Source organism: Jiella avicenniae (assembly GCF_021390325.1).
GTDB classification, from domain to species: Bacteria; Pseudomonadota; Alphaproteobacteria; order Rhizobiales; family Rhizobiaceae; genus Jiella; species Jiella avicenniae.
Genome location: NZ_JAJUWU010000001.1, coordinates 250,323 through 271,367, shown reverse-complemented (window position 1 = coordinate 271,367; position 21,045 = coordinate 250,323). Strand labels below are relative to the sequence as shown.

Sequence of the window (21,045 nt, the reverse complement as noted above, 5' to 3'; positions counted from 1 at the left end):
CCATCATGAGCCAGCCCTTTCGCCGCCCCTCCGGCGGCCGCATCGACCGGACCCGCCCGCTTTCCGTCAGCTTCAACGGCAAGCGGCTCGAAGGCTTCGCCGGCGACACCGTCGCCTCGATGCTGATTGCCTCGGGCCAGCATCTTGCCGGCCGCTCGTTCAAATATCACCGGCCGCGCGGCATTCTCTCGCACGGCTCGGACGAGCCGAGCGCTCTCCTCTCGGTCGACTGGCGGGCCGACCGCGGCGCCGGCTACCGCGATCCGAACAACCGCGCTTCGGTGGTCGAGGCGCGTGACGGGCTGGTGGTAAACACCCAGAACCACTGGCCGTCGCTGGAAACCGACGTCGGCGCGGTGAACGACCTGTTGTCGCCGATCTTCGTCGCCGGCTTCTACTACAAGACCTTCATGTGGCCGCGGAAGTTCTGGGACAAGGTCTACGAGCCGGTGATCCGCCGGGCGGCCGGTCTCGGCGAGGCGCCCGAGGTGAAGGACGCCGACCGCTATTCCAACCGCCACGCCCATTGCGACGTGCTCGTGGTCGGCGCCGGCCCGGCCGGTTTCGCGGCCGCTCTCGCGGCCTCGGCCGATGGCGAAAAGCGCGTCATCCTCGCCGACGAGGGCGCCGAGCCGGGGGGCGCGCTGCTCAACGACGCCACTTCCACGATCGACGGCAAGCCGGCGATGGAATGGGTGGTGGAGAGCGTCGCGACGCTCGACGCCCGCGAAAACGTCGTGATCCTGCCGCGTACGACGGCCTTCGGCTATTACAATCACAACCACGTCTGCATGGTCGAGCGCGTCTCCGACCATCGCGCCGACGCGCCGGAGGGCCTCGCCCGCGAGCGGCTGTGGCAGGTGCGGGCCGGCGAGGTCGTGCTCGCAACCGGCAGCCACGAGCGACCGCTGGTGTTCGAAAACAACGACCGGCCCGGCATCATGCTGGCCGAGAGCGTGCGGGCCTTCGTCAATCGCTGGGCCGTCCTGCCGGGTAACGATCTGGTCGTCGCGACCTCTTCGGCCTCGGCCTACCGGACCGCGCTCGATGCCAAGGCTGCCGGGATGCGGGTGTCGATCGTCGACATCCGCCTGGAGGCCGACTGCGGGCCGGAACTGACGGCCGCGCAGGACGCCGGCATCACCGTGCGAACCGGCCACACCGTCATCCGCGCCCTCGGCGGCAAGCGCGTCGCCGGCCTCGTCGTCGCTCCGATCGGCACAAACGGCGCGATCGGCGAGAAGACGACGCTCGCCTGCGACTGCGTCGCCATGTCCGGCGGCTGGACACCCTCCGTCCACCTCTTCTCCCAGTCGCGCGGCAAGCTCTCCTTCGACGGCGAACTCGACGCCTTCGTGCCCGGCACCTCCACCCAGGCCGAGCGTTCCGCCGGCGCCTGCCGCGGCGTCTATGATCTCGCCGCGGTCATTGCCGACGGCCTGAAAGCCGGTGGCTCGGGGGCCGGCGGCGGAGCCTCGGCACCGGAAGCAACCGCCTCCTTCACCGGCTTCCAGCCGGTCCGCGTGCTGCCGACCGACGCCGATGCATCCAAGGTCAAGGCCTTCGTCGACTTCCAGAACGACGTCACCGCCAAGGACATCAAGCTCGCGGTGCGCGAGGGCTTCGAGTCGATCGAGCACGTCAAGCGCTATACGACGACCGGCATGGCGACCGACCAGGGCAAGACGTCGAACATGAACGCGCTCGGCCTCGTCGCCGGCATTCTCGACCGGCCGCTGCCGGCCGTCGGCACCACGACCTTCCGGCCGCCCTATACGCCCGTTTCCTTCGGCGCCCTCATCGGCCCGGCCCGGGACGAGCTGTTCGATCCCGTCCGCAAGACGCCGATCGACCCCTGGGCCGAAAGGAACGGCGCGGTGTTCGAGCCGGTCGCCCTGTGGCGCCGGGCGAAGTATTTCCCGAAGGCCGGCGAGGACATGCATGCCGCCGTCGCCCGCGAGACGAAAGCGGTGCGCACGCATGTCGGCATCTTCGACGCCTCGACGCTCGGCAAGATCGAGGTGGCCGGGCCGGATGCGGCCGAGTTCATGAACCGCATCTACACCAATGCCTGGACCAAGCTGAAGACCGGCGGCTGCCGCTACGGGCTGATGCTGCGCGACGACGGCTTCGTCTATGACGACGGCGTGGTCGCGCGCCTCGCCGCAGACCGCTTCCACGTCACCACCACCACCGGCGGCGCGCCGCGGGTGATGCGCCACATGGAAGACTATCTCCAGACCGAGTGGCCCGATCTCGACGTGTTCCTGACCTCGATCACCGAGCAGTGGGCGGTGATCGCCCTCCAGGGTCCGAACGCCCGCAAGGTGCTGGAGCCCTTCGTCACCGACATCGACCTGTCCGAGGCCGCCTTCCCGCACATGACCGTGAAGACCGGCTATGTCTGCGGCGTCCCCAGCCGGCTGTTCCGCGTCTCCTTCACCGGCGAGCTCGGCTTCGAGGTGAACGTTCCCGCCGACTACGGCGAGGCGGTCTGGACGGCGCTTTACGAGGAGGGCCGGAAGCACGGCATCACCCCCTACGGCACCGAGGCGATGCACGTGCTCAGAGCCGAGGTCGGCTACGTCGTCGTCGGCCAGGAGACCGACGGCACCGTGACGCCGGACGATCTCGGCCTTTCCGGCCTCGTCTCCAAGGTGAAGCCCGACTTCGTCGGCAAGCGTTCGCTTTCCCGGCCGGACATGGTCGCCGCCGGCCGCCGCCAGCTCGTCGGGCTCTTGACGAAGAATCCGGAGGAAGTGCTCGACGAGGGCGCGCAGGTCGTGGACGATCCGGCCCAGCCGATCCCGATGAAGATGATCGGCCACGTCACCTCCAGCTACGCCTCGTCGAACTGCGGCCGGTCGATCGCCATGGCGATGATCGAGGCGGGGCGCGAGAGGATCGGCGAAACGGTGTTCGTGACGACGCCGGCCGGCTTCACCGAGGCGGTCATTTCGAACGCGGTGTTCTACGACGTGAAGGGAGAAACCGCCGATGCTTGAGCGCAATCTCGCCCGCCGGGCGCCGACGGTTTCGCCGCTCGCCTCCCAATCCAGCGTGAGCGTGACGCCGCTCGATCCGCAGGGCCGCCTCGCCTTCCGGATCAAGCCGGCGGCGCTGGCCGGGCGCGAAACCGTCGACGGTTTCGGCCTCTCCGGCTCCATCAACTCGCGGACGGCGTCCGGGGAAGGCTCCGGCATGCGGACGGCCCTTCGCCTCGGCCCGGACGAATGGATGCTGATCACCGCGGCCGACGAGGTGGACGAGCGGTGCGAGGCGATTTCGGCCGCCCTTTCCGGCGTCGCGCACTCGCTGGTCGACGTCTCCCACCGGGACGTCAGCTTTTCGGTCGAGGGCCCGGGCGCCGACGCCGTCGTCAATTCGGGTTGCCCGATCGACCTGTCGGTGAAGGCCTTCCCGGCCGGCTCGGCCACCCGCACCATTCTCGGCAAGGCCGAGATCGTGCTGCAGCGCCTCGCAGCCGATCGCTTCACGGTGACCACCTGGCGCTCCTTCGCACCATACGTCCAGGGATTCCTGGTCGAAGCGACGCGAGCATGATCGGGGAGCATCGGTTCTCCGATCGGATCATGGCGATCCGAAACATCGGGGCGGACGATAGAGCCCGCTTCGAAGACACGCACTGAAGCTTGAAAGTCGCCGACCCGACGCGGGCCGGAAAGGAAATCGATCGATCAACAGGGGCGCGGCCGGCGCCCGCTCTCCCGGCCCCGATAGGGTGCAGCATGATGATGAACGACCTCGTCGCCCGCCTGACCCACCGCAAGAAGGGATACACGCTCGAAGCGCCCTTCTATACGGACAAGGACATTTTCGACGTCGACATGGAGGTGATCTTCGGCCGGCACTGGCTGTTCGTCGGCGTCGAGCCCGACGTGCCGGAGCCCGGCGACGTGATGGTCGTCGACATCGGCAAGAACTCCATCGCCATCGTCCGCGACGACGACGGCGAGGTCCGCGCCTTCCACAACGTCTGCCGCCATCGCGGCGCCCGCCTCGTCCACGAGGAGAAGTCGACGGTCGGCAATCTCGTCTGCCGCTATCACTCCTGGGTCTACGACACCACGGGTCAGCTCATCCATGCCGAGCACATGGGCGAGAACTTCGACAAGTCCTGCCACGGGCTGAAGCCGGTGCACATCCGTTCGCTCGAGGGCCTGCTGTTCATCTGCCTTGCCGACAACCCGCCGCAGGATTTCGACGAACTCGAGCGGGTGATGGCGCCCTATCTGGCGCCGCACAACCTGCGGGAAACGAAGGTCGCCTACCAACACGACCTGATCGAGCCGGGCAACTGGAAGCTGACGATGGAGAACAACCGCGAGTGCTATCACTGCGGGGCGAACCATCCCGAGCTGACCGTGCCGCTCTTCGCCTACGGTTTCGGCTTCGCGCCCGAGGAACTCGACGAGACCGAGCGCGAGCATGCGGAGCAGTATGCCTGCATGCTCAACGACAACCACCGCGACTGGGAGGCCGCGGGCCTGCCGTCGCGCGAGGTCGACCGGCTCGACGACATGGTGACGGGCTTCCGCACCGAGCGCCTGCCGCTCGCCGGCGACGGCGAGAGCCACACGATCGACACCAAGCGCGCCTGCAGGAAGCTGATGGGCGACCTGTCGAACGCCAAGGCCGGTGGCCTGCATTTCTGGACCCAGCCGAATTCCTGGCACCATTTCATGGGCGACCATGCGGTGGTCTTCTCGGTTCTGCCGCTCGACGCCGAGCGCTCGCTGCTGCGCACCAAGTGGCTGGTCCACAAGGACGCGGTCGAGGGCGTCGACTACGATCTGCAAAACCTCATCGGCGTGTGGATGGCCACCAACCAGCAGGATTCCGATCTCGTCGGCTACTGCCAGGAGGGCGTCGCGATGGAGGGCTACGAGCCCGGCCCCTATTCGCCGCACACCGAGATGCTCGTCGAGAAGTTCATCAACTGGTATGTCGGCCGGATGCTGTCGCATCTCGCCGAGACCCGCGCCGTCGCCTGAAGGGGCTCGCCGCCATGGATGCTCCCGCCCCGAAAAACCTCACCGTCGGTCCCGTGCCCACCGGCTACTACCGCTGGGAGCCGGAGGAGGACGACGTCCTGATCTGCCGCGCGGTGCGCGAGGAGACCCATGACGTCAAGACCTTCGTCTTCGCGCCGCGGCACAAGCGGCAGTTCGAGTTCGTCTCGGGCCAGTTCCTGACCTTCGAATTCGAGATCGGCGGCGAGATCATCCATCGTTGTTATACGATTTCCTCGCCGCCGACCCGGCCGGACACCGTCTCGATCACGGTCAAGCGCGTGCCCGGCGGGCCGGTGTCGAACTGGCTGCACGACGAGTTCCAGCCGGGCATGATGCTGAAGGCGACCGTGCCGATGGGCGTGTTCTCCTGGTCGGGCATGCAGGCGACGAAATATCTCTTCATCTCCGGCGGATCCGGCATCACCCCGATGATGTCGATGACCCGGGCGTCCTACGACCTGGCGCTGATCTCCGACATCGCCTTCGTCCATGCCGCACGCTCGCCGGCCGACATCGTCTTCCGCGACGAGCTCGACTACATGGCGAGGCGCAACCGCTCGATCCGCCCGACCTTCATCGTCGAGGACGACGCCGCTCTTCACACCTGGAGCGGCCATCGCGGCCGCATCGACGGGACGAAGCTCGCGATGATCTGCCCGGATTTCCGCGACCGAACCGTCTTCGTCTGCGGCCCGGCGCCGTTCATGAAGGCGGTGAAGACGACGCTGCAGGCAGCCGGCTTCGACATGAGCCGCTACCATCAGGAGAGCTTCAACTTCGACGACTTCACCGAGGAAGCGCAGGAACAGATCTCCGAAGCGACCGAGGAGATCGATTCCGGGGTCAAGGTCTTTCAGCTCGAATTCACCAAGACCGGCCGCACCATCGAATGCCCGGAAGGCATGACGGTGCTGGAGGCCGCCCGCCGCGCCGGCATGCGGCTGCCCTCCTCCTGCTCCAAGGGTCTCTGCGGCACCTGCAAGTCGAAACTGACTTCGGGATCCGTCGAGATGAAACACGGCGGCGGCATTCGCCAACGGGAGATCGACGCCGGCATGGCGCTTTTGTGCTGCTCGAAGCCGAAGACGGATCTGGTGATCGAGCGGTGATCGGGGCGGTGCTCATGGCCGGCTTGGCTGCCGCAGGACGCGGTCCTCGTCGCTCTACGCTCCCCTGGGTTCTCGGGACGGGGCCCGAGAATGACGACCGGGATGGGGGGATGGCCGCCTTTATTGGCAGCGTCGAGACTGCCACAGACGTTTCAGAATGGGCACCGCCACCCACGCTTCGTCATTCTCGGGCCCCGTCCCGAGAATCCAGGGCAGCGTCACCGCCCTGTGACCGTCAGCCGAAGGCGTAGGACACGATGGGCGGCTGGGTGTACATCATGGCGTCGGGACGGAACGGTACGCTCTATGTCGGCGTGACGTCCGACCTCCACCGCCGCGTCCTCGAACATTGCGAAGGCGATCTCGGCGGGTTCATCGCGCGCTACGGCTGCAAGACGCTGGTGTGGCAAGAGCGGCATGACGACATCGAATCCGCCATCCAACGCGAGACGTCGATCAAGCGCTACCGGCGGGCCTGGAAGCTCAGGCTGATCGAAGAGCTGAACCCGCAGTGGCTGGATTTATTCGATCGGTTTTCGGACGAGGATAATCCGTTCCGGCCGTCCTTCGTCCGTTCGTTCGAGGAAATTGCCGCCGGAGCCCGTCGATCCCCTGGATTCTCGGGACGGGGCCCGAGAATGACGACCGGGATGAGAGGATCGGCGCTTTTTCCGGCAGTGTCGGGCCTGCCGCGGACGCTGCAGGACAGGCACTGCCACCGAAACTTCGTCATTCTCGGGCCCCGTCCCGAGAATCCAGGGGCGGACGGGCACCATCGGTCGGTGTTTGCCCTTCTCGGCAACGGCGCTTGGGCGGACGAAGAAACCGCACGAGCAGAAACCCCGCTACTGCAACGCCATCGGATCGCACCCACTATGACGCAGGAGGGCTCTCCATCATGATCGCCAATGCCGAAGCTCTCCTGAAGCCCCTGACCATCAAGGGGCTGACCATCCGCAACCGGGTGATGTCGACGAGCCATGCGCCGTCCTACGGCAAGGACGGCAAGCCGCAGCAGCGCTATCAGCTCTATCACGAGGAAAAGGCCAAGGGTGGCATCGGCCTGACGATGTTCGGCGGTTCGTCCTCTGTGTCGATGGACAGTCCGGCGGCGCCGTGGAACCAGATCTCCGTCGCGGACGATTCGGTCGTGCCGTTCTTCCGGGAGTTCTCCGAGCGCATCCACCGGCATGGGGCGAGGCTGATGATCCAGCTGACCCATATGGGCCGGCGGACCAAGTGGGACACCGAGCACTGGCTGCCGGTGAAATCCGCCTCGGCGACGCGCGAACCGGCGTCGCGGGCGATCGCGAAAGCCCTCGAACAGGAAGAGATCGATCGCATCGTCGCCGACTTCGCCGCCGCCGCGCGGCGCTGCAAGGAGGGCGGGCTCGACGGCTGCGAGATTTCCGCCGCCCACGGCCATCTGGTCGATCAGTTCTGGTCGCCGCACTCCAACCATCGCACCGACAAATACGGCGGCAGTCTGGAAAACCGGATGCGTTTCGGCATCGAGGTGCTGTCGGCCATGCGCGAGGCCGTCGGCGACGACTACGTCATCGGCATGCGCATGTCCGGCGACGAGATGCTGAAGGGCGGACTCAGCCACGAGGACTGCGTCGCCATCGCGGCGGAATACACCTCCCGCGGTCTCGTCGACTTCCTCAACGTCATCGGCGGCCAGGCGCGCGACCACATCGCCCATGCGATCTCGCTGCCGAACATGTCGTTCCCGGTCGCGCCCTTCCTGTCGCTGCCCTCGGCGATCAAGCGCGAGGTGGACGTGCCGATCTTCCACGCCCAGCGGGTGACCGACCTCGCCACCGGCGCGCGCGCCGTCGCCGAGGGCCATGTCGACATGATCGCGATGACGCGGGCCCACATCGCCGATCCGCATCTCGTCAAGAAGCTTTCCGAAGGCCGGGCCGACGACATCCGCCAATGCGTCGGCGCCGGTTACTGCATCGACCGCATCTATGTCGGCGGCGACGCGCTCTGCATCCAGAACGCCGCGACCGGCCGCGAGGCGACGATGCCGCACGTCATCGACAAGGCCGCCACCCGGAAGACGGCGGTCGTCGTCGGCGGCGGCGTCGGCGGGCTGGAGGCGGCGCGCGTGCTCGCCGAGCGCGGCCACGCCGTGACCCTGTTCGAAAAGTCCGATCGCCTCGGCGGCCAGATCAACGTCGCTTCGAGGGCCACCTGGCGCGAGGCGCTTTCCGGAATTCCGCGCTGGCTGGTCTCCCAGTTGCAGAAGCTCGGCGTCGACATCCGCCTCAACACGGAGGCGGACGAGGCCGCGATCGCCGCCCTGTCGCCGGACATCGTCATCGTCGCCACCGGCGGCCTGCCGCAGAAGGGCGAAGCCAAGGGCTTCGAGCACGCGGTGACCACCTGGGACGTGCTGGAGGGCCGCTCGCAGCCCTCGGGCACGGTGCTCCTCTACGACGAGATCGGCGGCCACAACGCCGCCTCCACCGCCGAGGTGCTGGCGAAGATGGGCTGCCTCGTCGAACTCGTCACCCACGACCGGATGATCGGCGAGGAGATCGGCCCGACCAATCAGCCGGTCCACTTGCGCGAACTCTACAAGCTCGGCGTGCTGATGACGCCGAATTCCGAGCTGATCGAAATCTATCCGGAAGGCAACCGGCTGATCGCGGCGATCCGCAACACCATGACCGATGCCGAGGAAGAGCGGGTGGTCGACGCGGTCGTCGTGGACTACGGCACCCTGCCGGTGGACGACCTGCACTTTGCCCTGAAGGACAAGGCGAAAAACAGGGGGCTGACCGACGACCACGCCATCGTCGCCGGCGAGCCGCAGCCCTTCGAAATCAACGGCGCCGCGTCCGGGCAGGGCTACACCCTCTACCGCATCGGCGACGCCGTCGCCGGCCGCAACATCCACGCCGCCATCTACGACGCGCTGCGCCTGTGCAAGGATCTCTGAGGATGGGCGGGGCGCGATCGGAAAGCTGTGCCCGGGGGCCTGACTCTCGGGCGCCGCGCCGACTGGCATCTGCTCGCCCGGAAGGTCGAGGCGGTGGTACCCCCGCACGGCGCCGCGGGAATGGGTGCCGGCCATGACCGCCGCGGCCTTCCTCCCCTGGCTGATCGTCGCGATGGTCCTCGTCGCGGCCGTCCAGATCGGCCGGCGCGTCATGCTCTGGCGGGCAGGCAAGACCGCCCGCGTCGACTGGCTCGCCGGGCTGAAGGCCCTGCCGCGGCGCTATCTCGTCGACGTCCATCACGTCGTCGACCGCGACAAGTCCGCCTCGCGCATGCACGTGCCGACCGCCGGCGGTCTCGTCCTCGCATCCGGCCTTCTCGTCCTTGGCCTCGTACCCGCCCTCGCCGCCTCGCGGGTTTACTGGGCGTTCGTCGCCCTCGCCTTTCTCGTCATGGGCGCAGGCGTCGTCCTCGAAGTCCGCCGGCGTTATCCGCGCGCCCTGCCGCGGCTGTCGCTCGGAAGATGGCAACGTCTGCCCGTCCATCTCGGCGTCTTCGCCGCCGGCGGCCTTCTCACCGCCCTTTTGGCGGCGCTCGGAAATCCGCTGCCGGCGCTGTCCTTCGTCACCTTCCTCGCCGCCGCGGCGGCCGGCCTCGCCCTCGCCGGCACGGCGGGAACCGGGCCGATGCGCCATGCGCTGGCCGGCGCCACCCACCTCGTCGCCCATCCCCGGCCGAGACGCTTCGATCCGGCCTCGCAGAAGGGCGAGGCGACGGGGCTGCGTCCGCTCGACCTCGATGCGGAGAAGCTCGGCGCCGAAACGCCGGCGGATTTCGCCTGGAACCGTCTCCTCGCCTTCGACGCCTGCGTCCAGTGCGGCCGCTGCGAGGCCGCCTGCCCGGCCTTTGCCGCCGGCCAGCCGCTCAGCCCGAAGCATCTGATCGCCGATCTCGCGGCAGCGGCCGGCGGCGGCCACGCCCGGCCCTATGCCGGCATGCCCTATCCGAACGAGCGGGCGGTCGGCGGCGCGGCGGGGCTCGACGCGCCGATCGTCTCGCCGGAAGGCCTCGTCCACCCGGATACGCTGTGGTCCTGCACCACCTGCCGGGCCTGCGTCGAGGAATGCCCGATGATGATCGAGCACGTCGACGCCATCGTCGACCTCCGGCGCTTCCAGACGCTGGAACTCGGCGCCGTCCCGATGAAGGCCGAAGAGCCGCTCGCCCACTCGCGCGGCTGCGACGAGCCGAACGGGCGGCCGCTGTTCGAGCGGACGGATTTCGCCGCCGGCATGTCCTTGCCCCGGATCGTCGAGAAGGGCGAGGCGGAGGTGCTGCTCTGGCTTGGTCAGGCGGCCTACGACCTGCGCGGCCAAAGGACGCTCAAAGCCCTGATCCAGACACTGAATTCCGCCGGCGTCGATTTCGCCGTGCTCGGCGGGCAGGAGCGCGACTGCGGCGATCTCGCCCGCCGCCTCGGCGACGAGGCGACGTTCCAGCGGCTGGCGCGGGCGAATGTCGAGACCCTGTCGCGCTACCGCTTCGCCCGCATCCTCACCGCCGATCCGCACGCGCTGCACGTCATCCGCAACGAATATCCGGCCTTCGGCGGCAGCTACGACGTCGTGCATCACACCGCCTTCCTCGCCGAACTGGTCGAGAGCGGCCGCCTCGCGCCCGCCTCGCTCGCCGGCCGGGCAATCACCTATCACGACCCCTGCTATCTCGGCCGCTACAATGGCGAGGTCGAAGCCCCGCGCGCGCTGCTCGACGCCCTCGGCCTCGAACGGCGCGAAATGGCGCGCTCCGGCAAGCGCTCGATGTGTTGCGGCGGCGGCGGCGGCGCGCCGTCCGCCGACATCCCCGGAGACACGCGCATTCCCGACATCCGCATGGGCCAGGTGAAGGAGACCGGCGCGAAGACGGTGGCGGTCGCCTGCCCGCAATGCACGGCGATGCTCGAAGGCGTCACCGGCGATCGGGCCGAGGTGAAGGACGTCGCCGAGCTTCTGTGGGAGGCCGTCGAGGCGGGCCGCAGGACGCCCGCCGGCGCGGCGCCGGCGCGGGAGCTTCAACCCGCATGAGCCGAGTCCGGAAAGATCCGCGGGCCGAGCGCGTCGCCAGGACGCTGAGCGAGACCGGGCGGCGCCCGCGCCTCGACCTCGGGCGGCGCGAGGCAGGGCCGGCCTCCGGCCGTCCGCGCCGCGACCCTTGGCGGGAATGGGCTGCGAGCCTTGCGGGCGAGAGCGACACCGGCAACGGGCGCAAGCGCTACGACCGCTCGCAGCGACAGATGAACCGCGTCGAGGCGGCGCATTTCGCCCGAACCCGCGACGGGCTGGATGCCGTCGACGTCAGTCCCGGACAACCGGCCTTGCGGGTGATCGACGAACCGGCCTTCCTGGTCTTTGCGGTCGTCGCGGCGGCGGGTGGCAGGCTCTCGCGCTTCGACCGGCAGGTGCTCGGCGGCGCGAGGCTCCTGGCGGATGCCGGCGAAGGCGGCGGCGCCGTCGTCGCGATCGCGGCGGAAAGCATCGAAGGGCTCGGCGAGGCGGGCGCCGACCGCCTCGTCGTCATGCCCCGCGCTTCGACGCAGAGGGAGCGCGCCGAGGTGCTGAAGGCCGCGGTCGACGCACTGTCGCCGCGCCACGTTCTTTTTGCAGAAGAGGGAGACAGTGCCGACTGCGCCCGGCGCCTTTCGGTGGCGCTGGGCGAGCCGCTGTTTCCCGACGTCGAGCATCTGACGGCGCGCCAGGCCGTGCGCGCCATCCGCAACGCCGGCGCGGAAATCGGCCTTGCCCCGCCGCGGCTGATGACCCTCGGCGAGGACCGCGCCAGACCCTACGAAGACGTGCCCTGCGAGGCGCGGGAGATCGAAGGCGGGGGGGAAATCGCCTCGCCCGATCCGGCGATCCTTTCGGTCGAGATCATCCCCGGCGACCCGGCGAAGCTCGCCTTGAGCGAGACCGATTTCGTCGTCTCCGCCGGCAACGGCGTCAGCGATTTCGGCGCCTTTCGCGACCTCGCCGCCGCGATGAAGGGAACGCCCGGCGCCAGCCGCGTCGTCTGCGACGCCGGGCTGATGCCGCGGCAGGCCCAGGTGGGCGCGTCGGGGACGGTGCTCGCCGCCGACTGCTATCTGGCGCTCGGCATTTCGGGCGCGCCGCAGCATCTGCAGGGCATTGCCGGCTGCGAGCACGTCATCGCCGTCAACACCGACCTCCATGCCGCGATGATCGAGCGCGCGGGCCTTGCCATCGTCCAGGACGCCCAGCTCGTCATGCCGGCCCTCTTGAACCTCCTGAAGGAGCGCGAAGCATGAAGACGATCGTGCTGCTCTCCGAGGCGAAGAATCCGGTCTCCGGCCGGCAGCAGCCGTCGCGGCTCGAAGCTCAGGCGATCGGCCTCGCGGCAGGTCTCGACGAAGCTCCGCAGGGCCTTCATGCCGGGTCGAGCGAAGAAGGCGTCGCCGCCGGCCTCGGCCATGGTCTCGGCGGCCTCGACGTCGTGGAGACGCCCGCCGGCGACGATCCGCTGCCGGCACTGTCCGCCTTTCTGAGACGGGCTTTCGCGGGCGACGCGCCGCCGGCTCTGATTCTCTGCGGCCGGCGCGGCGAAGGCGGGCTCGAAACAGGCCTCGTGCCCTATCTTCTGGCCGAGATGCTGGGCCTGCCGATCCTCGCCGACGCCGTGGCGATCCGGCCGGGCGAGGCGCCGGAAACGCTCGTCGTCGATCAGGCGATGGCGAAGGGCGCCCGGCGCAGGATCACCGTCCGCCTGCCGGCGATCGTCACGGTCCATCCGCTGGCGCCCCCACCGCTGCCCTTCGCCTTCGGCCGAATGCGGCGGGGCGAGGTTCGGCGCCATCCGGCCCCGGCCGCCGATGCGCCGGCAGCCGGCACCCTTGCCGGGGAGCGCCCGCACCGGGCCCGGCCGAAGCTGATGCGCACGGCCGGCACCGCGAGCGGCGGGGCGAACCTTCATGTCGGCCCCGAGCCGGAAGAGGCCGCCCGGCTGATCCTGGCTTATCTCGAAGACAACGGCATCCGGCGGTACGGTCCGGCGTAGCGCCCCGCATCGGCGCGTTCGGCCGGCAGGTTCATCCGGCAAGGTTGCGGCGGCCTTACCCCCCTCTGTCCTGCCGGACATCTCCCCCGCAAGGGGGGAGATCGACCTCGCTCTGATGCCTCGCAAGCTTTGCGACGACACGCCCTGCCCAAAGGTGGAAGAAGCGCCTGCCGAACGTCGTAAATCGGTGCACGACGATCGAACGCCTGATCTCCCCCCTTGCGGGGGAGATGGCTGGCAAGCCAGAGGGGGGGTGCCTCGGCACCGATGTGGCCCGAAAGGGCGCGTCCTGCCTCAACGGGAGCAACTGCGCTTCAGGCCACCCGCCCTCTCGACAGCCGCCTCAGGCTCCGTGCGCCGCCAGCGTTCCCTGCGCTTCCGGAGCGGCACGCTGCGGCTGGCGGGCTTTTGCGGCGGCGACTTCGCCGGCGACCATCTCGGCGGTGATCGCCGACAGCGTCCAGCCGAGATGGCCGTGGCCGGTGTTGTAGAAAACGTTGGCCTGCCGCCCACGGCCGACCTTCGGCATCATGTTCGGCATCATCGGGCGCAGGCCGGCCCAGGGAACGACCGAGGAGGTCGAAACGGCGGGGAAGCGCTTGCGGCACCACTCGGTGAGCGGGCGGATGCGCGCATCCTTGATGTCGCGGTTCTCGCCGGCGAACTCCGCCGTGCCGGCGATCCGCAGCCGGTCGGCGCCGAGCCGCGAGGTGACGATCTTGGCGTGGTCGTCGAGGAGGCTCACCATCGGGGCGCCCGCGCGGCTCTCCTCGTCGGTGAGATTGACGGTGATCGAATAGCCCTTGACCGGATAGACGTTGACCCGGTCGCCCAGATCGCGGGCGAATTTCCGGCTGGCGACACCGGCGCAGACGACGATCGCGTCGAAGCGCTCCGGGCTCGATGCGTCCTTGGATCCCACCCGGCGCGAGAAAACGTCGACGCCGCTTTCACCGCGGGAGGCGAGCCGCGTCACGTCGGCGGAAAACCTCAGCCGCGTGCCGTGGCGGCGGCAGGCCTCGGCGAGGTTGCGGGTGTATTTGTGGATGTCGCCGGTGAAGTCGGATTCGGTGAAGAAGCCGCCGACGAAGTTGCCGCGGATGGTCGGCTCGATCGCGGCGATCTCCTCCGGGCCGACGGCGACGCGCTTCAGGCCGCCCTTCGCCAGCAGCCCGTTCACCCTGGCGGCGTGGGCGAGTTCGTTCTTTTCCTCATAGACGTGGAGAATGCCGCGCTTTTCGACGTCGAAGGTGAAGCCCTCGCGCTCGGCCATGCCGAGAAGATGCTCGCGCGCCTGGATGGCGAGCTTCGTCGTCGCGATGGTGTTCTGTTCGTAGTTGCGCGCCGCCAGCACGAATTCGGCCATCCAGGACAGCTTGTGCCAGGAGGGCTTGGGATCGACCAGCAGCGGCGCGTCCTTGGTCAGCATCCACTTGATGCCCTTGAGGAAGGTCGACGGTTGGTTCCACACTTCGGCGTTGGAGGCCGACAACTGGCCGCCGTTGGCGAAGGAGGTTTCCATCGCGGCATAGGGCTGGCGATCGAAGACCGTGACGTCGAACCCGCGGGCGAGGAGCTTGTAGGCGGTGGTGATGCCGGTGATCCCGGCGCCGATGACGGCGATGGAGGTCATGACGAGCCTTTCTTCCGCGTTGTCGCGGAGATCCGTGCTTGCCCCTCCCGTCATGAGCCTGAGAGCTTCACCGCGCACGGAAGAATTCCGGCGCGGCTTTCTCCTTCGGCGGACGACCCGAACCGGGCCGCCACTCTTCGGACTTTTCTGGACGAAACGGTCCCTTTTGCCTGAGAGTTTCCGGGGCGGTTGCTCCTTCGGCGCCGGCCTCGAAGGCCGGTCTCTCCCGTATTCGTCGATGACGTCGACTGTAACGCCGGACACCTTGCCCGACAATGACGACATAACCTTCAATTTTCGCATGGCTGCCATGCAGCCGACTCGCGCCTTCCGGCTGCGCGACGGCATCGGCATGGCAAGCGTCAGTCCATCTCCCCGGCGTAAAGCTCGTCCTGGAACGTCGCTCCGGATGAAAAGCCGAGCGGAGCGAAGCTGCAGGCGACGAGGCCTCCGTCGGCGGCAATCGCCGGGTTTCCGCGACGTGCGAGAAGAGATCAGACGAGCGTGGGCATCAAAGCCAAGATCATCGCCGCATTCCTGCCGGTCGCATTTCTCGCGGTCGCGCTGGGCCTTGCCGCCGATTTCATGATGGTCGAAGCGCCCCGCCCGGTCGCCGCCGCTCCGGCTCCCTCCACCGAACCGTTCGCGCGTCCCGACGCGACCGACGGATCGGCGGCGATCCGCACCTTCGCCGATCGCGCGGCGGCGGATCTCGAACGCCTGCGCCTCGCCGCCGTCGATCATGTCGAGGACGGCGCCAAGGAGAGCTATGACCGCTTTCAGACGGCCGCGAGCGCGCTCGCCGATCTCGATCCGGCGGACCGGACGCTGGTCGAGGCCGACGCGGCGCGCGGCGCGGCCTGGAAGCGGCTCGAAACCGACCTCGCCTCCTGGCGCTCGGCGATCGACACCTATTACGGCCTGCGGCAGGGTGAAAGCAGTGCGACGGCGGCCGTCGCCGAGGCCGGGCCGTTGGCGGTCGGTGCCATGTCCGACGTGATCAAGCTCGCCTGGCGGGCCTTCGACATCGAAGCGCTCTATCAGGCGACCGCGACCTTCGAGTCGCTGAATGCCAGCCTCGTTTCGGCCGAGCGCTTCCTGCGCACCGACGAACGCGCCGCCTTCGACGTCGCTCAGTCGAAGCTGAACGAGGCCGTCGGCCGCCACGCCGCGATGACCAAGCTGATGACCGATCCGGCGCAGCTCGAACGGGCCCGCGAGTCCCTCTCGCTGATGAAGGCCTATGGCGAGAAGCTCGCCGCCACCCGGGATCTCGCGGCCAAGATGCGGAGCCTGCGCTCCGGCCTGCTCGTCAGCGCGCCGCGACAGGTCGCCGAGAGCGTCTCCAGGCTTCGCCCTGCCGCGAGCACGCCCATGCCGATCCGGGACGTGACGCCGGCCGCAGGGGCGAATGCCGCCGCCGAGGCCGAGACCGACGACCGAGGCGAGGCGACGGACGCCGCGACAGCCTCGCTGCTGCCGTCGCATGGCCGGATGGCGCTCGCCGGCGGCCTGCTGATCGCGCTCGTCGCCCTCGCGAGCGGCCTCGTCGCCGCCCGCCGGACCGCCGCGCCGCTCGCCGGCCTCACGGTCGCGCTCAAGGAAAGAAGCGAAGACGCGACGGCCGAGGCGCTCGCCCAGGCGGAGCTGAAGGGCGAGATCGGCGACATCGCCCGGGCGGTGATCGCGATCGAGGCACGGAGCCGCGACCAAGACGCCGCGGCAGCGGCCTCCACGCAGCTTCGTCAGAGCGAGGAGAGCGAAAAACTCGCCCATGCGACCGCTGCGCTCGCGGCCGAACGCGGCAGGATCGACGCCGATCTCGACATCCTCGCCTCCGGCCTCGACCGGCTGGCGGACGGCGAGCTGACGACGCGAATTTCCGAAGCGCTGCAGACCGTTCCCCATGTCGGCCAGCGGTTCGACCGGCTGGCGGTCAATCTCGAGCAGACCTTCTCGTCGCTCCACATCGCCAACGCCTCGCTCTCCACCGGTCTTTCGGAGATCTTCGTCGCGACCGACGACCTCGCCCGGCGCACCGAGCAGCAGGCGGCCAATCTCGAACAGACCGTCGCATCGCTCGGCGACGTCTCCAACGCCGTCGCCGAGACGGCCGAGGGCGCACGGCAGGCGGAGCGCGCCGCGGCGACCGCCAGAGACACCGCCGGCGAAGGCGGCTCCATCGTCGGCAAGGCGATCGGCGCCATGTCGGCGATCGACCAGTCGTCCCAGAAGATCGTCAAGATCATCGGCGTCATCGACGAGATCGCCTTCCAGACCAATCTTCTCGCCCTCAATGCCGGCGTCGAGGCGGCACGGGCGGGGGAGGCCGGCCGCGGCTTCGCCGTCGTCGCCCAGGAGGTGCGCGGCCTCGCCCAGCGCTCGGCCGACGCGGCGAAGGAGATCAAGGCGCTGATCAACGCCTCTAACGGCCAGGTGAAGGAAGGCGTGTCGCTCGTCACCGCCTCGGGCAAGTCGCTGGAGGCGATCGTCGCCACGGTGGCCGAGGTCAGCGGCCTCGTCGCGGAGATCGCCAAGCGCGCCCAGGATCAGGCGGCGAACCTCAGGGAAGTCTCCAGCGCCGCCGACCAGATGGACAAGGCCACCCAGCAGAACGCCGCCATGGTCGAGGAGACGACGGCCGCCGCCCAGCAGTTGAAAACCGAGAACGAGACGCTGGCCGTGCTCATCCGCAATTTCGTCGGGGCGAAGGGTGGCGGCTCCCGCAAGGCCGAGCGGTCCGCCCATTCGCGCCAGCCCGCAAGATCCGCCTCTATCGGCGAAGTGCCGGCGGACGACAGCGACGATGACACCGTCCTGTGGAACGCCCCGCCGACCCGCCGCCCTGCCGCCCGCTCCGGCGGCGCAGCGGCAGCGGCCGCACAGCCGAGGGCGACGCAGGAGGTCGACGGCTGGGAGGAATTTTGAGGCTGGGGGCGATATCACCCTTGGGTACGACTGTCCGCATAGTCGTCGCCACGCCGGATCAGTCGCAGGTTCTCACCATCCTCACAGGCAGCGGATTTCGCCTCACTCCCCCCGTGGGAACCGCGCATTCTCCTCCACCACGTTCAAGTCCATGTGGTTGCGCATGTAGCGCTCCGAGGCCTTCTGCAGCGGCTGGTGGTCCCAGGGGTAGTAGGCGCCGTTCCTGAGCGCTTCGTAGACGATCCAGCGCCGCGCCTGGCTCTCGCGGACCTCGGCGTCGAAGCGGGCCATGTCCCATTGCGCCCGCATCTTTTCCTCGAAGGCCATCAAGGTCTTCGCATGGGCCGGATCGCCGGCGAGGTTGGTCAGTTCCTTGGGGTCGGCTTCGAGGTCGAAGAGCTGCGGCGCGTCGATCTCGCAGTGATTGAACTTCCATTTGCCCTCGCGGATCGAGACCAGCGGCGCGTAGGAGCCCTCGGCGGCATATTCCATGAAGACCGGTTCGGGGCGCTTTTCGCCGTTGACCATCGGCACCAGCGAGTGGCCGTCGGTCCAGGGCATGATGCCGCTCATGTCGATGCCGGCGAGGTCGCAGAGGGTCGGGGTCAGGTCGATGGTCGAAACCGGCTCGGCGACGCGCTTGGCGTCGAGGCCGGGCGCGGCGATCATCAGCGGCACGCGGGCCGATCCCTCGAAGAAGCTCATCTTGAACCACATGCCGCGCTCGCCCAGCATGTCGCCATGGTCGGAGACGAAGACGACGATCGTGTCGTCCTCCATGCGCGTGCGCTTCAAGACGTCGAGCAGCGAGCCGATCTTCTCGTCGACATAGGAGAGATTGGCGAAATAGCCGCGCCGCGCCCGCCGCACGTTCTCGGGCGTGATCTCGGACTTCGCCGCGTCGTTGGCGGCGTAGAGGCGCTTCGAATGGGCGTCCTGCTCGTCGAGCGGGATCGGGCCGACCTCGGGGTCGAGATGGGCACAGCCCTCGTAGAGGTCCCAGAACTTCCGGCGCGCGACGTAAGGGTCGTGCGGATGGGTGAAGGACACCGTCAGCGCCCAGGGCCGCCGGTCGTGGCCGCGCGACAGGTCGAACAGCTTCTGCTCGGCGAAGAAGGCGACCTCGTCGTCATATTCCATCTGGTTGGTGATCTCGGCGACGCCCGCGCCGGTCACCGAACCCAGATTGTGATACCACCAGTCGATCCGCTCGCCGGGCTTGCGATAGTCCGGCGTCCAGCCGAAATCGGCCGGGTAGACGTCGGTCGTCAGCCGCTGTTCGAAGCCGTGCAGCTGGTCGGGCCCGACGAAGTGCATCTTGCCCGACAGGCAGGTGTGATAGCCGGCGCGGCGCAGATGATGGGCATAGGTCGGGATCGCCGACTGGAACTCTGCGGCGTTGTCGTAGACCTTCGTTCGCGAGGGCAGCTGGCCGGACATGAAGGAGGCCCGCGCCGGCGCGCAGAGCGGGCTCGCCGTATAGCCGTTCTCGAACCGCGTCGAGCGCGCCGCCAGCGCTTTCAGATGCGGCATGTGGAGAAAATCCGCCGGCCCGTCCGGAAACAGCGTTCCGTTCGCCTGATCGACCATGATGACGAGGAAGTTCGGGCGGGCCATGGAGCGGTTTTCCTTGAGGCATGAAGGCGGGATCTTCGGGCGGCCCTTGCGGCATAACGCGCCGTGCCATGGTGCCGCAATGGGGTCGGCCCCGGCGGCAGCGGCGAAATCTCGCCGCACGGATGCACCGTCGAAGTCGGCGGGGCAGCGCCATGCGGCGGACGGCTGCCGTGGCGCCATGAGCCCATCGACTGAAGCGATCGGCCGCATCGCGGATTCGCATTGGCTTTCATGGCCGTGAGAGGATACAGCCGCGCCGAAAGGATGCGGACGATGCGGCAGGGCGAGCGAAACGAAGAGGCGGTGGCCGGCCGGGCGCCCGTCACCGAGAGCTGGCTCGGCCATGCCGGCGCGACGGTCAATCTCGCTCTGCCGCTCATCGGCGTGCAGCTCGCCCAGGTGACGATGAACGTCACCGACACGGTGATGGTCGGCTGGCTCGGCGCCGCCGAACTCGCCGCAACGGTGCTGGCGACCCAGGCCTTCTTCCTGTTCTTCATCTTCGGCTCGGGCTTTGCCCATGCGGCGATCCCCCTTGCCGCCGGGGCCGAGGGGCGCGGCGACACGCGCGGCGTCCGCCGCTCGATCCGCATGAGCGTCTGGGTGCTCGTGCTATACGGGGCGCTCACCCTGATTCCGCTGACCGTCCTGGAACCGATCCTCCTCGCCCTCAACCAGGAACCGGACACCGCGCGTCTCGCCGGCGAGTACATGGCCATCGGCCAGTGGTCTATGTTCCCGGCGCTGACGATCCTCAGCCTCAGGGCCTATCTGACGGTGGTGAACCGGGCCTATCTGATGCTCGCGGTGATCGTCTGCGGGGCGCTGGCCAATGCCGGGTTCAACTGGATCTTCATCTTCGGCCATCTCGGCGCGCCGGCGATGGGCGTCGCCGGCGCGGCCGTCGCGACGCTCCTGTCCAACACGCTGATGGCCGGGCTCCTCGTCGGCTACACCGTGTTCGCGCCGGGGCTGCGGCGCTACGAGCTCTATGCGCGGGCCTGGCGGCCCGACTGGCCGGCCTTCTTCGAGGTGGTCCGGCTCGGCCTGCCGATCTCGGCGACGATCATCGCCGAGGTCGGGCTGTTCGCCACCTCCTCGATCATGATGGGCTGGCTCGGCACGGTGCCGCTCGCCGCCCACGGCATCGCGCTGCAGATCGCCTCGATCTCCTTCATGATCCCGCTGGGGCTCGCCAGCGCCGCGACGGTGCGGGTGGGCCTCGCCTTCGGGCGGCAGGACAGGATCGCGCTCGGGCGCGCCGGCGCCGTCGCGGTCGTCATCGGCGGGACGATCGCCTTTCTCGCCGCGACGCTGTTCTGGACGATGCCCGAACGGCTGATCGGGCTCTATCTCGACGGGGCCAATCCGAATTCGGCCGACGTCCTCGCAACCGCCGTGCCGCTCCTCCTCGTCGCCGCGGTGTTCCAGCTCGCCGATGCCATGCAAGCGGTCGGCGCCGGCGTCCTCAGGGGCATGAAGGACACGCGCGTGCCGATGATCATCGCCCTGATCAGCTACTGGCTGGTCGGCATGCCGGTCGCCTATATCCTCGCCTTCCCGCTCGGCCTCGGTGGCCCCGGCATCTGGTGGGGCCTCGCCTCGGGGCTCGCGGCCGCGGCGGTGATGATGAACTGGCGCTATGTCAGGCGGGAGCGGTACGGGCTGGTCGGTCACTAGAGCGGGATGAAATGAGCTTCGC

Annotated in this window: 12 protein-coding genes, 1 pseudogene and 2 riboswitches; of the genes and pseudogenes, 11 read left to right on the top strand and 2 right to left on the bottom strand. The window is 68.7% G+C overall.

Annotated features, from left to right (window positions below; genetic code table 11):
* The first annotated feature begins 5 nt into the window (after nucleotides 1-5).
* The 9 genes and pseudogenes from LZD57_RS01340 to LZD57_RS01300 all read left to right on the top strand — a co-directional run bounded on the left by LZD57_RS01340 (nucleotide 6) and on the right by LZD57_RS01300 (nucleotide 13,165).
* Nucleotides 6-3,005, top strand: a complete 3,000-nt coding sequence (locus tag LZD57_RS01340) for a sarcosine oxidase subunit alpha family protein (RefSeq protein WP_233717311.1) — start codon at nucleotides 6-8, stop codon at nucleotides 3,003-3,005.
* Nucleotides 2,998-3,564 carry a sarcosine oxidase subunit gamma gene (locus tag LZD57_RS01335; RefSeq protein WP_233717310.1) on the top strand — a complete coding sequence of 189 codons (567 nt, stop codon included), beginning with the start codon at nucleotides 2,998-3,000 and terminating at the stop codon, nucleotides 3,562-3,564. The genes LZD57_RS01340 and LZD57_RS01335 overlap by 8 nt, the downstream gene beginning before the upstream one ends.
* Nucleotides 3,565-3,755: 191 nt before the next feature.
* The gene (locus LZD57_RS01330) at nucleotides 3,756-5,015 is read left to right on the top strand and encodes an aromatic ring-hydroxylating oxygenase subunit alpha (protein WP_420844719.1); all 1,260 of its coding nucleotides are present in this window, start codon (nucleotides 3,756-3,758) and stop codon (nucleotides 5,013-5,015) included.
* Nucleotides 5,016-5,029: 14 nt separating this feature from the next.
* Entirely contained in the window at nucleotides 5,030-6,145 is a 1,116-nt protein-coding gene (locus LZD57_RS01325) for an FAD-binding oxidoreductase (protein ID WP_233717309.1), read from the top strand.
* Between the two features lie 257 nt (nucleotides 6,146-6,402).
* A pseudogene (locus tag LZD57_RS01320) lies at nucleotides 6,403-6,672 on the top strand (GIY-YIG nuclease family protein); the annotation flags it as partial.
* A 371-nt stretch (nucleotides 6,673-7,043) separates the two neighbouring features.
* Nucleotides 7,044-9,098: an NADH:flavin oxidoreductase gene (locus tag LZD57_RS01315; protein ID WP_233717308.1), complete on the top strand. Its 2,055-nt coding sequence runs from the start codon at nucleotides 7,044-7,046 to the stop codon at nucleotides 9,096-9,098.
* Nucleotides 9,099-9,231: 133 nt separating this feature from the next.
* Nucleotides 9,232-11,181, top strand: a complete 1,950-nt coding sequence (locus LZD57_RS01310) for a DUF3483 domain-containing protein (RefSeq protein ID WP_233717307.1) — start codon at nucleotides 9,232-9,234, stop codon at nucleotides 11,179-11,181.
* On the top strand, nucleotides 11,178-12,419 hold the full coding sequence (locus tag LZD57_RS01305) for an electron transfer flavoprotein subunit alpha/FixB family protein (RefSeq protein WP_233717306.1): 1,242 nt from the start codon (nucleotides 11,178-11,180) through the stop codon (nucleotides 12,417-12,419). Before LZD57_RS01310 ends, LZD57_RS01305 begins: the two co-directional genes overlap by 4 nt.
* On the top strand, nucleotides 12,416-13,165 hold the full coding sequence (locus tag LZD57_RS01300; RefSeq protein WP_233717305.1) for an electron transfer flavoprotein subunit beta: 750 nt from the start codon (nucleotides 12,416-12,418) through the stop codon (nucleotides 13,163-13,165). Before LZD57_RS01305 ends, LZD57_RS01300 begins: the two co-directional genes overlap by 4 nt.
* Nucleotides 13,166-13,508: 343 nt before the next feature.
* Here the strand turns inward: LZD57_RS01300 and LZD57_RS01295 are convergent, their stop codons facing one another.
* Nucleotides 13,509-14,798: a D-amino acid dehydrogenase gene (locus LZD57_RS01295; RefSeq protein WP_233717304.1), complete on the bottom strand. Its 1,290-nt coding sequence runs from the start codon at nucleotides 14,796-14,798 to the stop codon at nucleotides 13,509-13,511.
* A 37-nt stretch (nucleotides 14,799-14,835) separates the two neighbouring features.
* A riboswitch (glycine riboswitch) is annotated at nucleotides 14,836-14,945 on the bottom strand.
* A riboswitch (glycine riboswitch) is annotated at nucleotides 14,946-15,037 on the bottom strand. It abuts the riboswitch before it with no gap.
* A gap of 265 nt (nucleotides 15,038-15,302) precedes the next feature.
* On the opposite strand from LZD57_RS01295, the gene LZD57_RS24110 reads away from it, so the two are divergent.
* Nucleotides 15,303-17,726: a methyl-accepting chemotaxis protein gene (locus LZD57_RS24110; RefSeq protein WP_233717303.1), complete on the top strand. Its 2,424-nt coding sequence runs from the start codon at nucleotides 15,303-15,305 to the stop codon at nucleotides 17,724-17,726.
* Nucleotides 17,727-17,828: 102 nt separating this feature from the next.
* Here LZD57_RS24110 and betC read toward each other — a convergent pair whose 3' ends face one another.
* Nucleotides 17,829-19,343 (bottom strand): choline-sulfatase, encoded by a 1,515-nt coding sequence (gene betC / locus LZD57_RS01285; protein WP_233717302.1) that lies wholly within the window; start codon nucleotides 19,341-19,343, stop codon nucleotides 17,829-17,831.
* Between the two features lie 273 nt (nucleotides 19,344-19,616).
* Here betC and LZD57_RS01280 point away from each other — a divergent pair, with 273 nt between their 5' ends.
* Nucleotides 19,617-21,023: an MATE family efflux transporter gene (locus LZD57_RS01280; RefSeq protein ID WP_233717301.1), complete on the top strand. Its 1,407-nt coding sequence runs from the start codon at nucleotides 19,617-19,619 to the stop codon at nucleotides 21,021-21,023.
* Nucleotides 21,024-21,045: the final 22 nt, after the last annotated feature.